The organism is Rathayibacter sp. AY1B4 (genome assembly GCF_002932815.1).
Lineage (GTDB): Bacteria > Actinomycetota > Actinomycetes > Actinomycetales > Microbacteriaceae > Rathayibacter.
In genome coordinates this window covers 61,260-74,557 of record NZ_PSWN01000008.1, presented here as the reverse complement: position 1 = coordinate 74,557, position 13,298 = coordinate 61,260, and the positions used below count along the sequence as shown (strand labels likewise).

Here is a 13,298-nt window from a genome sequence, read left to right as displayed (position 1 = left end):
CCTAGATCCGCGGCGGGAGTACCTAGATCGGCGGGGCGTGCTTCCGGGTGGGGGTGGTGCGCGGCGGGGTGCGGAGCGCGCACCGGAACGCAGCGCACCCCTCCGCGATCGGTAAGACTCCGCGGTCAGCTCAGCTCCGCCGCGGCGTCGGCGATGACCCGCGCGACCTCCTCCGGGTGCGAGCGCATCACCAGGTGCGGCGCGTCGAGCTCGACGACCGAGCGCACGCCCGCCCGCCGGTAGCCGAACCGCTCGACGTCCGGGTTGATCGTCCGGTCCGCGGCCGCGACGACGCCCCAGCTCGGCCGGGTCCGCCAGGCGGCGACGGGAGCGGTCTCACCGAAGGCGAGCGCGGCGAGCGGGCGCTGGCCGACCGCGAGCACGGCCGCCTCGGCCGGGTCGATCCCGGCCGCGAACACCTCCGGGAACGCCGGCACCGCGACCGACACGTCCGTGCCCGGCTCCGCTCCGTCGATCGGGAACGGGGTGTAGACGAGGTTCGCCGGGAGGTCGGAGTCGGGGAAGGCGCCCTGCAGCTGCCCGAGGCTCTCCCCCTCCTCGAGCGCGTAGGCCGCGAGGTAGACGAGGCCGACCACGTTCTCGGCGACCCCCGCCACCGTGATCACGGCGCCGCCGTAGGAGTGGCCCGCCAGCAGGACCGGCCCGTCGAGCTGCTCCACGAAGGAGCGGAGGTACTCCGCGTCGCCCAGCAGGCTGCGGTTCGGCACGGCCGGGACGCGCACGGCGTGGCCGGCGTCGAGCAGGATCCGCGTGACCGGGGCGAAGCTCGCGGCGTCGGCGAACGCTCCGTGGACGAGGACGATGGTGGGTGCGGGCATGGGGTGTCCTTCCGGTCGGGCTGCGGTCCGGCAGCCGGCTGCGCAGCCGATCCGGACCCGGGCCGAACCTAGGACGGCGGACGGCGCGCGTCGTGACCCCGCGACTCCCCTGCCGACCGGGCGGCCGCCTGTCGCCCGCCCGAGGACACGCTCCAGCGCTCGTCCCGCCCGCTCACGGCGGGCCCCGTCCGCTGCAGCGTCCGCGTCCTGGTCCCGGCGGGGTCACCCTCCGCCGGCCGGACCGCCCGGGATCGCGCGAGGCGGGTCCGCTCGCGGGCTCTCCGGCCGGATCGCCGGCGACAGCGGCGGATCGGCACGCGGACTCCTGCGGCCCGAGACCCGGGCCGCGGCGCGTCAGCTCGCGAACTCCTCCGGCCATCCCAGCGCGGCCAGCGACCGGCGCACGCGCTCGATGTCCTCCTCCGAGGGCAGCTCCGAGGTCACTCCGGCGATCGCGGTGCCGACGTCCGCGCGGGAGGCGGGCGCGTCGGCGGCGAGACCGGCGGCCACCTCGGCCACCTCCTCGTCGCTCAGACGGCGGCGGAGGAGCGCCAGCAGCGGCACGAAGTCCTGCTCGGGCAGCCCGGCCGGATAGCCGGCGCGCAGCCAGCGGACGATGCGCGCGACCAGGCCCTCGCGAGTGTCCGGCTCGGCCAGCGACTCCGGGCCCGCCAGCGGCCAGCCCGCGCTCGCGAGCCGCGAGGAGACGCGGGCGACGTCCTCGGGCAGCGCCGGTCCGAGCAGCAGCTGCTCGATCCGCTCGCGCACGACGGCCCGTGAGACGACCGTCTCGGCCCGCTCCGACTCCGACAGGAGCCGCGCGACGACCTGCTCGACCTCGTCCGTCGTGAGGCTGCGGCGCAGCAGGCCCAGCAGCGGCAGGTAGTCCTGCTCCGGCACGCCCGACGGGTAGCCCGCGCGCAGCCAGCCGACCACGCGGGCGACGATCCCCTCCCGCGCCGCGATCGGATCGGTCGAGGCCATGCTCAGCCCTTGGGCACGAAGGTCGGGATGACGTGCTCGAAGCTCACCGACTGGCCGAGGCCCGTCGCGATGATGACGCTCAGGCCGATCACGACGGAGCCGACGACGAGGGCGAAGCAGAGCACGCCGATCCCGCGCAGCACCGGAGCGGGCAGACCGCTCCGGACCGCGGGGGCGTCGGACCCGCCCGAGGCGGGAGCACCGGCGGCGACGGCGAAGGAGCGGACGCCGACGGCGAAGAGCACGGGCAGGCCTGCTCCGAGGAGCACGGCGACGAGGGCCACCTGGCCGGCGGCGGAGAGGAAGAGGGAGAGGGAGAGCACGGTGCGGATCCTTTCGCTCAGACGCCGGCGGTCTCGGGCGCGGGGCGTGCCGCCGCGTCCTGCCACTCGTCGTTGACGTTGTGCGCGCCGATGCTGTCGCGGCGCGAGCGGATGTAGATGAGGGAAGCGACGGCGACGAGGATCGCGGCCATCAGGAGGCCGCCTGCCGCGCCTCCGACGAGGTGGCCGATCCACCACATCACGGCGCCGACGAGAGCGGCGGCCGGGAGCGTGATGACCCAGGCGATCACCATGCGCAGCGCCACGCGCCAGCGCACCTGCGCGCCGGGGCGGCCGACTCCGGAGCCGAGGATCGAACCGGTCGCGACGTGGGTGGTCGAGAGGGCGAAGCCGAGGTGGCTGGAGGCGAGGATGACCGCGGCGGAGGCGCTCTCGGCGGCCATGCCCTGCGGGGTGTCGATCTCGACGAGGCCCTTGCCGACGGTGCGGATGATCCGCCAGCCGCCGATGTAGGTGCCGAGCGAGATGGCCAGCGCGCAGCTGAGCTTGACCCAGAAGGGGACCGACTCGGTGTCGCTCCAGCCGCCGGCCGCGATCAGCGCGAGCGTGATCACTCCCATGGTCTTCTGCGCGTCGTTGGTGCCGTGCGCGAGCGAGACGAGGGAGGCGCTGCCGATCTGACCGAAGCGGAAGCCGCGGTGGAGGCTCTTCTCGGCGAGGTTGCCGATCACCCGGAAGACGAGCCAGGTGCCGATCGCCGCGACCGCTCCGGCGAGCACGGGCGACATCAGCGCCGGGAGGATCACCTTGCCGACGACGCCGTCGAGCTTCGTGCCGTCGCCGGCCCAATTCACGCCGTTGAGGCCGAGGCCCGCGAGAGCGGAGCCGATCAGGCCGCCGAAGAGGGCGTGCGACGAGCTCGAGGGCAGGCCGAGCAGCCAGGTCAGCAGGTTCCAGACGATGCCGCCGATGAGGCCGGCCAGCACGATCAGCAGCAGAGCGGAACCGCCGTCCTCGAGCAGCGCCGGATCGGGTGCGCCCGAGGAATCCTGGATCTTCACGACCGCGTTGGTGACGGTCAGCGCCACCTCGATGCTGAGGAACGCACCGACGAGGTTCAGCGACGCCGAGAGGGCGACGGCGGTGCGGGGCTTCAGGGCACCGGTCGCGATGGACGTGGCCATCGCGTTCGCCGTGTCATGGAAGCCGTTGGTGAAGTCGAAGGCGAGGGCCGTGACGACGACGAGCGCGAGCAGGATGAAGGGATCCACGCAGACATGATGCTCCCGCGGCGGGAGGCGTTCCGGCGTGGTCGCGAGGCTTCACCTGCTGTTCACCTCGCGGGGCACGCCCGCCCGAGTACCCTGTGCGGATTCTCAGGCGGGCGGCGCATGCGGCGGCTGCGATTCTCCTGAGCCCGCACCGGCATGCGGCGCTCAGACGGGTGCGCTCAGGAGGCCGAGCGCGGCATCGGCGGGGTGAGGTCCGGGGTGTGCGCGGGGTCGGAGTCGGGGGCCGGCTCCGGCTGTGCGGCGGACCCGGCCGCGGCACCGGCGTCCTCGGCGGACTCCTGATCCTCGGCGGGCTCCTTCGAGCCGGGAAGCGGCGGGGTGAGGTCGAGGGCGCCGACCGCCGGCTCGGCGGCGCGCTTCGGCGTGGTCGGGCGGTTCTCGGCCGCGGCCGCCTTCTTCGCCGCCTTCTCCTGGGTCCGCTTGAGCTTCTCGGTCTGCTCGGCCAGCTTGCGGGCCTTCTTGCGCAGCTTCTTGCTGGAGTCGCGGACCGCCTCGTGCGCCGCGCGCACCGACTTCTCGGCCTTCTTCAGCGCCTTCTTCGCGCGCTTCTGCGCCGCCTTGTCGCGTGCGTCCTTGTCCTTGCCGGTCCCGGCCATGTCCGCTCCTCCGCTCGTCGACCGCTCCGGCCGACTCCCCCACGCTACCGAGCGGCACCCGCCCCGCGAACCCGCTGGCGAGCGCGCCCGGGCCGCGCTAGGCGCGCGGGCGGCGGCCGTTCTGCGCCCGTGCCGTCCCGCCTCCCCTTCCCCCTGGTCGCCGCCTCTCCTCCTTTCTCCTCGGCTCTCGCTTCAGCCCGCGGTGCCGTTCGCGGCTGGGAGTCGCGGGCGAGTCGACCCCGCGACGGGCGCGGGTTCGGCAGGCTGGGGGCATGGTCTTCCAGCACGATCCCGGCGGCTACCAGGGCCGCGCCGGCCTCCGGCGTCCCGTGCGCGGGCCCAGGCGCGACAAGTGGATGTGGTGGCGCCTGGGCTCCGGAGTCGCGGCGACGGTCGCCGGTGTGATCGCCCTGCTCGTCTTCACCGCCGACCGCTGAGCACGCCCACCGGCGACCCGGCTCACCCCCGCCACTCCGGATCGAGAGCCGATCGATGCGCTCAACCGCTTGACTCCGGAGGTTTCTCTCAGGTCGGATCCGGCGGAACGCGGGTAGTTTGGAGGGTCGCATCGGCTCAGCCGTGCGATCAGCCCCACTGCCCCGCCCGGCGCTCGCCTCCCCCCTCGAGCGTCGGCAGACCTGGAACCTCCTCTGCATGCACCGTTCGTCACGCGCCTCGACTCCCACCCCCGCAGGAGCCGAGACCGGCAGTCCGTCCGCCCTCCCGACCCGTCGCTCGCTCCGTGAGCAGGAGTCCCGCAGCCGCCGCCCCTCGCGCGGCCCGTCGCGCCCCCGCGTCTCCGCCGTCGCCGCGATGACCCTCGTGGCCGGCATCGCGATCACCTCGACGATGCCCGCGTTCGCCGTGGGCGGCACCGCCGACTCCGAGCTGACCCGCGACACGGCCACCGCCGTCGCCGCGGCCCGCCCGCAGAGCTTCGTGGCGGCCGGAGTCGTGCAGCAGAGCGTCACCCGCGACGCCTTCGCCGCCGAGGCCAAGCCCGAGGTCCTCGTCCCCACCGCGTCCCTCGACGCGATCACGGCCACCTCCGGCGAGTCGACCGCGGCCGCCGCCGGAGCGTCCGGAGCGTGGGTCGTCCCGATCTCCGGTCACATCAGCAGCAGCTACGGCCCCCGCCCCGACGCGCCGGTCGCCGGCGTGAACCTGTTCCACAAGGGCACCGATCTCGCCGGCGCCTGCGGCACGCCCGTCCTCGCGGCCTCCAGCGGCACCGTCGAGGAGGCGTCGTACCAGGGCAGCTACGGCAACTGGATCCTGCTCGACAACGGCGGCGGCATCGAGACCGGCTACGCCCACAACAGCGAGCTGATGGTGTCGGTCGGCGAGAGCGTCACCGTCGGCCAGGTCATCGCACTGCGCGGCTCGACCGGCGCCTCCACCGGCTGCCACCTGCACTTCGAGACGCGGGTCGACGGCGAGGCGGTCGACGCCGTGCCGTTCATGGCCGAGCTCGGCGTCCCGATCGGCTGACGCCCCGGGCGACTCGAGAACCCGGACGTCGCGGTGGCCGCTCTCGACCACCGCGACTTCTGCGTTCTCGGAGGGCGCGGACCGGCGTCAGGGCCCGGGGACCGTTCGCGCCCCGGTCGAGACGGCGGCCGACCAGTGCGCGTCGTCCGGCACCGTCGTCACCCTGATCTCGGCGTCCTGCTCGACGGCGATCTGCATGGTGCCCGTGTTGCCGCCTCCGGTGCCGGTGCGGGTCGTGCTCGGGCTGTAGACGCACGACGATCCGCTCGTCATCAGGCCGACGACCTCGATCGTCACCTCGGCGTCCGCGGTGTCGCAGGCGACCGAGACGGTGATGTGCAGCGGATCGCCGCTGAGGTACACGGTCTGCGGATCGACGGGGCCGACCTGGTCGGTCCACCGCACGGCGGCGGTCGCGCCCTCGGGCAGCGTCACGGGCCCGAGCGGAGCCTCGGTGGGCGTCGCGGTCGGAGCGGCGGTCGTCGGAGCAGCGGTGCCGGGAACGGCGGGTGTCGCCTCCTCCGCCTGGTCGGCGCCGCTCGTGCAGCCGCTCAGCGCGAGCGCCGCGAGCAGTGCCGAGGCGCCCAGCACGGTCGTGCGCCGTCCGGCCCGGAGCCCCGTCGCCCGGCGCGGAGCGGTCGTTCTCGTGGTGTCCATGGTGGTTCCCCCTGTCCACTGGCGTCCCTCCGGTCTACCCGAGCCCGCGCGGCCGCGGACCGCACTCTGCGACGGTTGCCAGGGTCGGGAGCCGTGCTGCGGATCGATGGGGAGCTCCTCCGTACCGGCGCGGCGGCCCGTCGATCCGCTCGGGTGCCGCGGATGATCGGCACCGGGCGGATCCGACGCCCGCCGCACCCGGCGCACCCCGCCGAGCCGCCCCTCTGCACCCGGAAGGCACCGCCATGATCGCCTCGAACACCTACCCCTTCGCCGGACGCACCGTCCTGGTCACCGGAGCCGGCTCCGGCATCGGCCGCTCCATCGCACGCGCCTTCCTCGAGCAGGGCGCGAGCGTCGCGGTCGCCGGGCGCACCCCCGCCACGCTCGAGGAGACCGTCGCCGGCTTCCCGGCCGAGCGCGTCCTGGTCGTGCCCACCGACGTCTCGGTCCGAGCCGAGGTCGACGCGCTCGTCGAGGGCACCGTCGCGAGGTTCGGCGGGATCGACGTCCTCGTGAACAACGCGGCCGGCCACCTCGGCGGCCCGATCGAGGAGGTGGAGGACGACGCCTGGCGCTCGCTCTTCGCGACGAACGTCGACGCTCTCTTCTACGCGGTGAAGGCGGCGCTCCCGCACCTCAAGGCGAGCCGCGGCAACATCGTCGTCGTCTCCTCCGTGTCGGGCATCCGCGGCGACTGGGGCCAGGCCGCCTACAACGCGACCAAGGGCGCGATCACGACGTTCGTGCAGTCGCTGGCCCTCGACTTCGGCGCGCACGGGGTGCGGGTCAACGCCGTCGCTCCCGCCTTCACGCAGACACCGCTGACCGAGTCGATGGCCTCGACCCCCGAGGAGCTCGCGCCCTTCATCGACCGCATCGCCCTCGGACGCCCCGGGCAGCCGGACGACATCGCCCCGCCGGTGCTGTTCCTCGCCAGCGCGGACGCGGCGTACATCACCGGCGCGATCCTGGCCGTGGACGGCGGAACGAGCGCCTCGACGGGGCAGCCGCACCTGTAGGCGGGCGTGCGGCGGATCGGGGTCGGGGGGGCGGGGGCTCTGCCCAGAACCCGAGTGCTCGCGTCGGATCCTGCGGCCCCGCTCGCGAGGGTCCACCGGGCTCGACTGCGGGCGCCCGCAGCCCGGATCACTCCATCCCTGACCGCGCACTCAGACTCAACCGACACCTGTGGCGTATCGTGGAGTCAATTGCATGCAGACGCATGGATACGGACTCGCCGACCGCACGGCCTCCGAGCCCATCCCTCTTCGAGCAGGAGTCGTCATGACCACCACCAGCACCCGATTCACCGACCGCGTCGTCCTCATCACCGGAGGTGGATCCGGCCTGGGCCGCGCTGCCGCCGTCCGCCTCGCCCAGGAGGGCGCGAAGCTCGCCCTCGTCGACATCTCGGAGCAGGGCCTCGCCGCCACGGTCGACGTCCTGCCGGAGGGCACCGAGTCGATCACCGTCCTCGCCGACGTGTCGAAGGAGGCGGACGTCGACGCCTACGTCGCGCGCACCCTCGAGGCGTTCGGCCGCATCGACGGCTTCTTCAACAACGCCGGCATCGAGGGCCGCCAGAACCTCACCGAGGACTTCACGGCCGACGAGTTCGACAAGGTCGTCGCGATCAACCTCCGCGGCGTGTTCCTCGGCCTGGAGAAGGTGCTGAAGGTGATGCGCGAGCAGGGCTCGGGCATGGTCGTCAACACCGCGAGCGTCGGCGGCATCACCGCGATCGGCAATCAGTCCGGCTACGCGGCCGCCAAGCACGGCGTCGTCGGCCTCACCCGCAACTCCGCGATCGAGTACGGCGAGTTCGGCATCCGCATCAACGCGATCGCGCCCGGGGCCATCTGGACCCCGATGGTCGAGAACTCGATGAAGCAGCTCGACCCGCAGAACCCGCGCAAGGCGGCCGAGGAGTTCATCCAGGTCAACCCGACCAAGCGCTACGGCGAGGCCGACGAGATCGCCTCGGTCGTCGCCTTCCTCCTCTCGGACGACGCCTCCTACGTGAACGCGACCGTCCTCCCGATCGACGGCGGTCAGTCCATCAAGTACTGAGGTCCCGCGGAGGGAGCGGAGGGAGCGCCTGCTGCGGCGGGCGAGCCCTCCGCTCTCCCGCTGACGCCGTGTCGTTCGTGGGACTGACTCGGCCGCTCCTCCACAGGTGCTCCCTCCGACGTGCGTCCCCACCGGGCCTCCGTCGCGCAGCACCCGGCACCGCGGCGGGAGCAGAATGGGGGTCGGTCCCGCCAGCGGCCGGACCTCGACCGCTACGGAGACATGCATGAACCCCACCGGGAGCTTCCGCGCCGCCCGCGACACCCTCCTGCAGCACCGCACCGATGCGGTCGCCGCGAACGAGGCCTTCCAGTGGCCGGACGTCGGGCCCCGCTTCAACTGGGCGGTGGACTGGTTCGACGCGATCGCCATCGGCAACGAGCGCCCCGCCCTCTGGATCGTGGAGGAGGACGGCTCCGAGGAGAAGTACTCCTTCGACCGGATGCGCTGGCGCTCCGACGAGGTCGCCGCCTGGCTCCACTCGGTCGGCGTCGAGCAGGGCGATCACGTGATGCTCATGCTCGGCAACCGCCTCGAGCTCTGGGAGTCGATGCTCGCGATCATGAAGCTCGGCGCGGTCATCCTCCCCACGACGACCCTGCTCTCACCCGCCGACCTGGCCGACCGCCTCGAGCGCGGCGAGGTCGCGCACGTCATCGCGGACGCCTCCGAGACAGCCAAGTTCGACGAGATGGAGGGCGGCTTCGGCCGCATCGCGGTCGGCGGCGCCGTCGAGGGCTGGCTCGACTACGCCGACTCGCTCGAGCCCTTCGGCATCAGCCCGACCGTGGTCGTCCAGAGCTCCGATCCGTGCCTGATCTACTTCACCTCCGGCACCACCTCGAAGCCCAAGATGGTCGTGCACACGCACGAGTCGTACCCCGTGGGGCACCTCAGCACGATGTACTGGCTCGGCGTCCAGCCGGGCGACGTGCACATGGCGATCAGCTCGCCGGGCTGGGGCAAGCACGCGTGGAGCTGCTTCTTCGCGCCGTGGAACGCCGAGGCGACGGTGTTCGTCTACAACTACAGCCGCTTCTCCCCCACCGCACTGCACGAGCAGCTCGACCGGGCCGAGGTCACCACCTTCTGCGCGCCGCCGACCGTGTGGCGGATGCTGATCCAGTCGGCGCTGGGAGCGAAGCCGCGCGCGCTGACCGAGATCCTCTCGGCGGGCGAGCCGCTCAACCCCGAGGTCATCGCGACCGTCGAGCGAGAGTGGGGACTCACCATCCGCGACGGCTACGGCCAGACCGAGACCACCGCGATCATCGCGAACCCGCCCGGCGCCCCCGTGGTCCCCGGAGCGATGGGCCGCGCGCTGCCCGGCGTCACCATCGCCCTCGTCGATCCGCTGACCGGCGAGCCCGCCTCCACCGGTGAGATCTGCCTCGACCTGTCCGTCGAACCCGTCAACCTGATGTCCGGCTACCTCGGCGACGAGGACCGGACCGAGCGCGCCCGCGCCGACGGCTACTTCCACACCGGCGACGTGGCGGTCCGCGCGGTCGACGGCACGATCACCTTCTTGGCCCGCACCGACGACATCTTCAAGTCCTCCGACTTCAAGATCTCGCCGTTCGAGGTCGAGAGCGTCTTGCTGCAGCACCCCGCCGTCGCCGAGTCCGCGGTGGTGCCGGCTCCGGACGAGGTGCGCCACAGCGTGGTGAAGGCGTACGTCACCCTCGCCGAGGGCTGGGAGCCGACCGCCGAGACGGCGAGCGCGATCTTCGCCCACACCCGCGAGCTGCTCTCCTCCTTCGAGCGGGTGCGGCGCCTCGAATTCCACCCCCTGCCCAAGACGATCTCGGGCAAGATCCGCCGCGTCGAGCTGCGCGAGCGCGAGGAGGAGGCGTTCCGCCGCGGCGAGGAGATCCCCACGGAGTGGCGCGCCGACCGCCTCTAGGCGCGGCGGCCCTCGTCCGCCGGGACACCGCCGAAGCACCGCCGAGACGGCGGCGTCTCGGCGAGGCGGTGGTGTCTCGGCGGGATGCGGTGGGCCGGGACGTCAACCGCCGGTGACCAGCGGGAGCGAGTGCCGTCAGCGCGGAACCAGCGCGGCGTCGGCGGCGTCCGGATCAGAGGCCGGCGATCAGCTCGGCGTCAGCGTGGGCGGACGGCGATCAGCTCGCCGTGGTCGCGGACGCCGGGGGCGCTGCGGCGGAGCGAGTGGGTCACCTCGAGGCAGGCCTGCTCGGCGAGGGCGCGCATCTCGGCGAGCGGATGGAACCACGCCGGTGCGACGGCGTGCGCGAACGCCTCCGTGCGCGGCCCTTCGAAGAAGCCGATCAGCAGGCTTCCGCCCGGTCGGAGGTGAGCGGCGAGCGCCGCGACCGCGCCGGGCAGCTCCGCCGGCGGCAGGTGGATGAGCGAGTACCACGCGAGAACGCCCCCGAGGCCGTCGACGTCGAGCTCGAGCGCCGAGCCGAGCCGGAACGGGACGTCCGGGAACCGCGCTCGAGCCAGCGCGACGAACTCCGGCACCGGGTCGACGCCGACCGCGGCGGCTCCGCGGCGCTGGAGGAACTCCGTCCAGTGCCCGGGCCCGCAGCCCACGTCGGCGACCGTGCCCTCCAGCCCGTCGGCCCACGACCCGATCAGCTCGCGATCGGCCGCGGGCCCCGCGTCGACCGATCCGAGCAGCGCCGCGTACTCCTCCGCCCGTGCGCCGTACGCGTCCCGCACCTCGTCCATCCGGTGAGCGTAGGCCGTCTCGAAACGGCGCGCAGCGGGCACGCGGAGGCGCGTGGCACGTTCCGCGGTGCCGTTGGCACGGCTCGACGGCACGGTCCTCTGGCGCGTTCTGACGTTCTGGCGCGCCTGCCTCGTGAGCGTTCGCGCCCGGCCTCCCGAGGCGCTCCGCGAGGACGGATCATCGAGGTGCCGCGCGCCCCGTCCCCACCCCGAAGGAGACCCGATGACCCCTGCCGACGCCGCCCCCGTCCTGCCCGCCGCCGCCCTCGTCTTCCCCCTGCTCGTCGGCCTCGCACTGCTCGCCTCGGGCGCGACCGCCCTGCTCCGCACCATCGGTCCTCATGGCGTCCGGAGGCGCCTCGAGCAGTCCCGCGCCCTCGCCGCGGCCCTCGGCGGAGGCCCGCGCGCGCGCGGATGCAGCGCTCCCGGCGTCCTCCCGGCCTGCCTGCGGATCGTCGTCGGCGCCCTCCTCCTGCTGGCCGCCGGCCCGGCCTACACCGCGGCCGCCCTCGTCGCCGCAGCCCTCTGCGCACTCGCCCTCACGCACGCCGTCCGCCGCTTCGCCCAGGTCTCGGAGGGCGACCCGCCCGCCCCGGCCGCGGTCGCCGCCACGGCCGCGCTGCTCGCCTTCGCCACCGTCGCCGCGGCCCAGGGGATCCTCGGATTCACGGGCGTCCCGGCGCACGTCCGGGAGTTCGACCAGCAGGACCTGAGCTGGACGGCCGCCCTCGTCGGAGTGGTCGCCGCGTGCGGCCTCCTGCAGTTGGCGGGACGCGCAGCGGAACCGGCGGCCGCACCGGCGGCGGGCGTCAGGCGGCGCGGCTGATGCTCGGAGCTCCGACGCTCGATGCGCCCCCGCACCTCGTCCTCGACGGCAGCGCGGTGCGGCTCGCGCCCGCCCGCGGCTCCGTCGCCGTGATCACCTTCTGGATGCAGTTCCACAACTCCGGCGCCGCCGCCCTGCACGACCTCGCCCTGTTCTGCGGCTCCTTCACCGACGGCTCGGGCGTCGAGCTCGACTACGACGAGGCCCCGGTCACCGTCGTCGGCCGGCCCGAGCGGGTCGCCCCGGGAGCGGGGTTCGTGGCCGTCGCGCACTACACGATCGCGCCCCTGCGGGCACCGCGGACGCTCCGCCACTCCATCGTGCTGCGGGGCCGCACGAGCGACGACCGGCCCTTCACCGACGTCGCCGCGCTCGAGGTCCACGTCGATCCGAGGCGCACTCCGGAGGTGCGGTTCCGTCCCCCGATGGCGGGATCCGACACCTTGCGGTGGAGGTGAGCGACGATGCGGTCGCATGAAGACTTCTCACCACCGGGCCGGATCGGCCAGGGTAGAGGGATCGCGTCGTACGGAGGACGCGCCAGAGGAAAGGACTCCGCCGTGAGGGGAATCGCAGAAGGCAGCCGACCGATCGTCGATCGCGGAGTGTCCCGCCGGGACACCGCGGCCGCCGCGTGGCTGGCCCAGAGCGGCGTCGACGTCCGCGCGAACGGCGCGTTCCGCATCGTGGCCGACACCCTCTGCAGCGACGGCGTCGACGTGCTCCGGATCTGGCACTCGCCGGCCCGCCTGCACCGCACCTCCGCCATCGGCCCGGGCGTCCGCCTGATCATCCCGCTCGAGGGCGCGCTCGTGATCCAGCCGGATGATCCGGCGGCGCTCGAGGTCCGCGTCGCGCCGGGCGACATCGCCTTCCTCCACTGCGACTCCCCGTTCACGATCGTGACCGACACCCCGAGCGCCCGCACCGAGATCGCCCTCGACCGCCCGCTGCTGGGCCTGGTCGACTCGGCCGACCGTGGCGCCGTCGTCACCGAGGCCGACGCGGCCAGCCGCGGCATCCTGCTCTCGACCGTCAACGCGACCTTCGGCTCCACCCTCGACGCCGACTCCCCCGCCTTCCCCCTGGTGCGGGCCGCCGTCGAGCAGCTGGCGGGCGCTGTGCTGGCGACCTCGCTGCCGCGCGAGAGCAGCGAGGACGTCTACACGCGCGCCCTCGCCTTGATCGCCGCGATGTCCACCGACCCCCGCCTCTCGGTCCAGGAGATCTGCGAGCGCCTCGGCGTCCCGAAGCGGACGCTGCAGCGCACCTTCGCGCGGAACGGCACCACCGTGTTCGACGAGATCCGCCGCGCACGCCTCACGACCGCGCGCGCCCTGCTCGGCGGGAGCGACTCCCCGCCCTCGCCCGAGCACGTGCTGAGCAGCTACGTCCGCTCGCAGCGCCTGCGCCGCGACCTGCTCCACCTCGAGACGGTGCCCGCCTCGAAGCTGGGCTGACGCCGGGGCCGCAGCTCTCTCCGCGTCGACAGCCCCGTGGGCGAGGGAGGTCACCGCGCGGGAGCACGCCTCCGGTCCGGACGCTCCAGCTCGGTCGCACCG

At 73.7% G+C, this 13,298-nt stretch carries 15 protein-coding genes; 8 read left to right on the top strand and 7 right to left on the bottom strand.

Annotated elements, in window-relative coordinates; all coding sequences use genetic code 11:
* Positions 1–125: 125 nt before the first annotated feature.
* The 5 genes from C5D66_RS07470 to C5D66_RS07450 form a co-directional block, all read right to left on the bottom strand.
* Positions 126–839, bottom strand: coding sequence for an alpha/beta fold hydrolase (locus tag C5D66_RS07470; protein WP_104326872.1), 714 nt, complete (start codon positions 837–839; stop codon positions 126–128).
* 354 nt (positions 840–1,193) lie between these two features.
* Positions 1,194–1,823, bottom strand: coding sequence for a DUF3349 domain-containing protein (locus tag C5D66_RS07465; protein WP_104227379.1), 630 nt, complete (start codon positions 1,821–1,823; stop codon positions 1,194–1,196).
* A 2-nt stretch (positions 1,824–1,825) separates the two neighbouring features.
* A complete protein-coding gene (locus tag C5D66_RS07460; RefSeq protein WP_104326871.1) occupies positions 1,826–2,146 on the bottom strand; it encodes a hypothetical protein in 321 nt (106 codons plus the stop codon).
* A 17-nt stretch (positions 2,147–2,163) separates the two neighbouring features.
* Positions 2,164–3,378, bottom strand: coding sequence for an inorganic phosphate transporter (locus C5D66_RS07455; RefSeq protein WP_104224012.1), 1,215 nt, complete (start codon positions 3,376–3,378; stop codon positions 2,164–2,166).
* Positions 3,379–3,557: 179 nt separating this feature from the next.
* A complete protein-coding gene (locus tag C5D66_RS07450) occupies positions 3,558–3,995 on the bottom strand; it encodes a hypothetical protein (RefSeq protein ID WP_104326870.1) in 438 nt (145 codons plus the stop codon).
* 272 nt (positions 3,996–4,267) lie between these two features.
* Between C5D66_RS07450 and C5D66_RS17130 the strand changes: the two genes are divergently transcribed.
* Positions 4,268–4,432, top strand: coding sequence for a hypothetical protein (locus tag C5D66_RS17130; RefSeq protein WP_159940529.1), 165 nt, complete (start codon positions 4,268–4,270; stop codon positions 4,430–4,432).
* A 217-nt stretch (positions 4,433–4,649) separates the two neighbouring features.
* Positions 4,650–5,486 (top strand): M23 family metallopeptidase, encoded by an 837-nt coding sequence (locus tag C5D66_RS07445; RefSeq protein ID WP_104326869.1) that lies wholly within the window; start codon positions 4,650–4,652, stop codon positions 5,484–5,486.
* A gap of 87 nt (positions 5,487–5,573) precedes the next feature.
* On the opposite strand, the gene C5D66_RS07440 is transcribed toward C5D66_RS07445, so the two are convergent.
* Positions 5,574–6,143, bottom strand: a complete 570-nt coding sequence (locus C5D66_RS07440; protein ID WP_104256543.1) for a hypothetical protein — start codon at positions 6,141–6,143, stop codon at positions 5,574–5,576.
* Positions 6,144–6,388: 245 nt separating this feature from the next.
* On the opposite strand from C5D66_RS07440, the gene C5D66_RS07435 reads away from it, so the two are divergent.
* The 3 genes from C5D66_RS07435 (at position 6,389) to C5D66_RS07425 (ending at position 10,122) form a co-directional block, all read left to right on the top strand.
* Positions 6,389–7,165 (top strand): SDR family NAD(P)-dependent oxidoreductase, encoded by a 777-nt coding sequence (locus tag C5D66_RS07435; RefSeq protein WP_258063897.1) that lies wholly within the window; start codon positions 6,389–6,391, stop codon positions 7,163–7,165.
* Between the two features lie 265 nt (positions 7,166–7,430).
* On the top strand, positions 7,431–8,216 hold the full coding sequence (locus tag C5D66_RS07430) for a glucose 1-dehydrogenase (protein WP_167299040.1): 786 nt from the start codon (positions 7,431–7,433) through the stop codon (positions 8,214–8,216).
* Between the two features lie 226 nt (positions 8,217–8,442).
* Positions 8,443–10,122, top strand: coding sequence for an AMP-binding protein (locus tag C5D66_RS07425; protein ID WP_104326868.1), 1,680 nt, complete (start codon positions 8,443–8,445; stop codon positions 10,120–10,122).
* Positions 10,123–10,319: 197 nt separating this feature from the next.
* Here the strand turns inward: C5D66_RS07425 and C5D66_RS07420 are convergent, their stop codons facing one another.
* Positions 10,320–10,910, bottom strand: a complete 591-nt coding sequence (locus C5D66_RS07420; RefSeq protein ID WP_104326867.1) for a trans-aconitate 2-methyltransferase — start codon at positions 10,908–10,910, stop codon at positions 10,320–10,322.
* 223 nt (positions 10,911–11,133) lie between these two features.
* Here C5D66_RS07420 and C5D66_RS17125 point away from each other — a divergent pair, with 223 nt between their 5' ends.
* The 3 genes from C5D66_RS17125 (at position 11,134) to C5D66_RS07405 (ending at position 13,196) form a co-directional block, all read left to right on the top strand.
* The gene (locus C5D66_RS17125; protein ID WP_104326866.1) at positions 11,134–11,736 is read left to right on the top strand and encodes a hypothetical protein; all 603 of its coding nucleotides are present in this window, start codon (positions 11,134–11,136) and stop codon (positions 11,734–11,736) included.
* Positions 11,736–12,194: a hypothetical protein gene (locus C5D66_RS07410; RefSeq protein ID WP_104326865.1), complete on the top strand. Its 459-nt coding sequence runs from the start codon at positions 11,736–11,738 to the stop codon at positions 12,192–12,194. The genes C5D66_RS17125 and C5D66_RS07410 overlap by 1 nt, the downstream gene beginning before the upstream one ends.
* A 147-nt stretch (positions 12,195–12,341) precedes the next feature.
* Complete coding sequence (locus C5D66_RS07405) at positions 12,342–13,196, top strand: helix-turn-helix domain-containing protein (RefSeq protein WP_181125763.1); 855 nt, start codon at positions 12,342–12,344, stop codon at positions 13,194–13,196.
* The last annotated feature ends 102 nt before the right edge of the window (positions 13,197–13,298 follow it).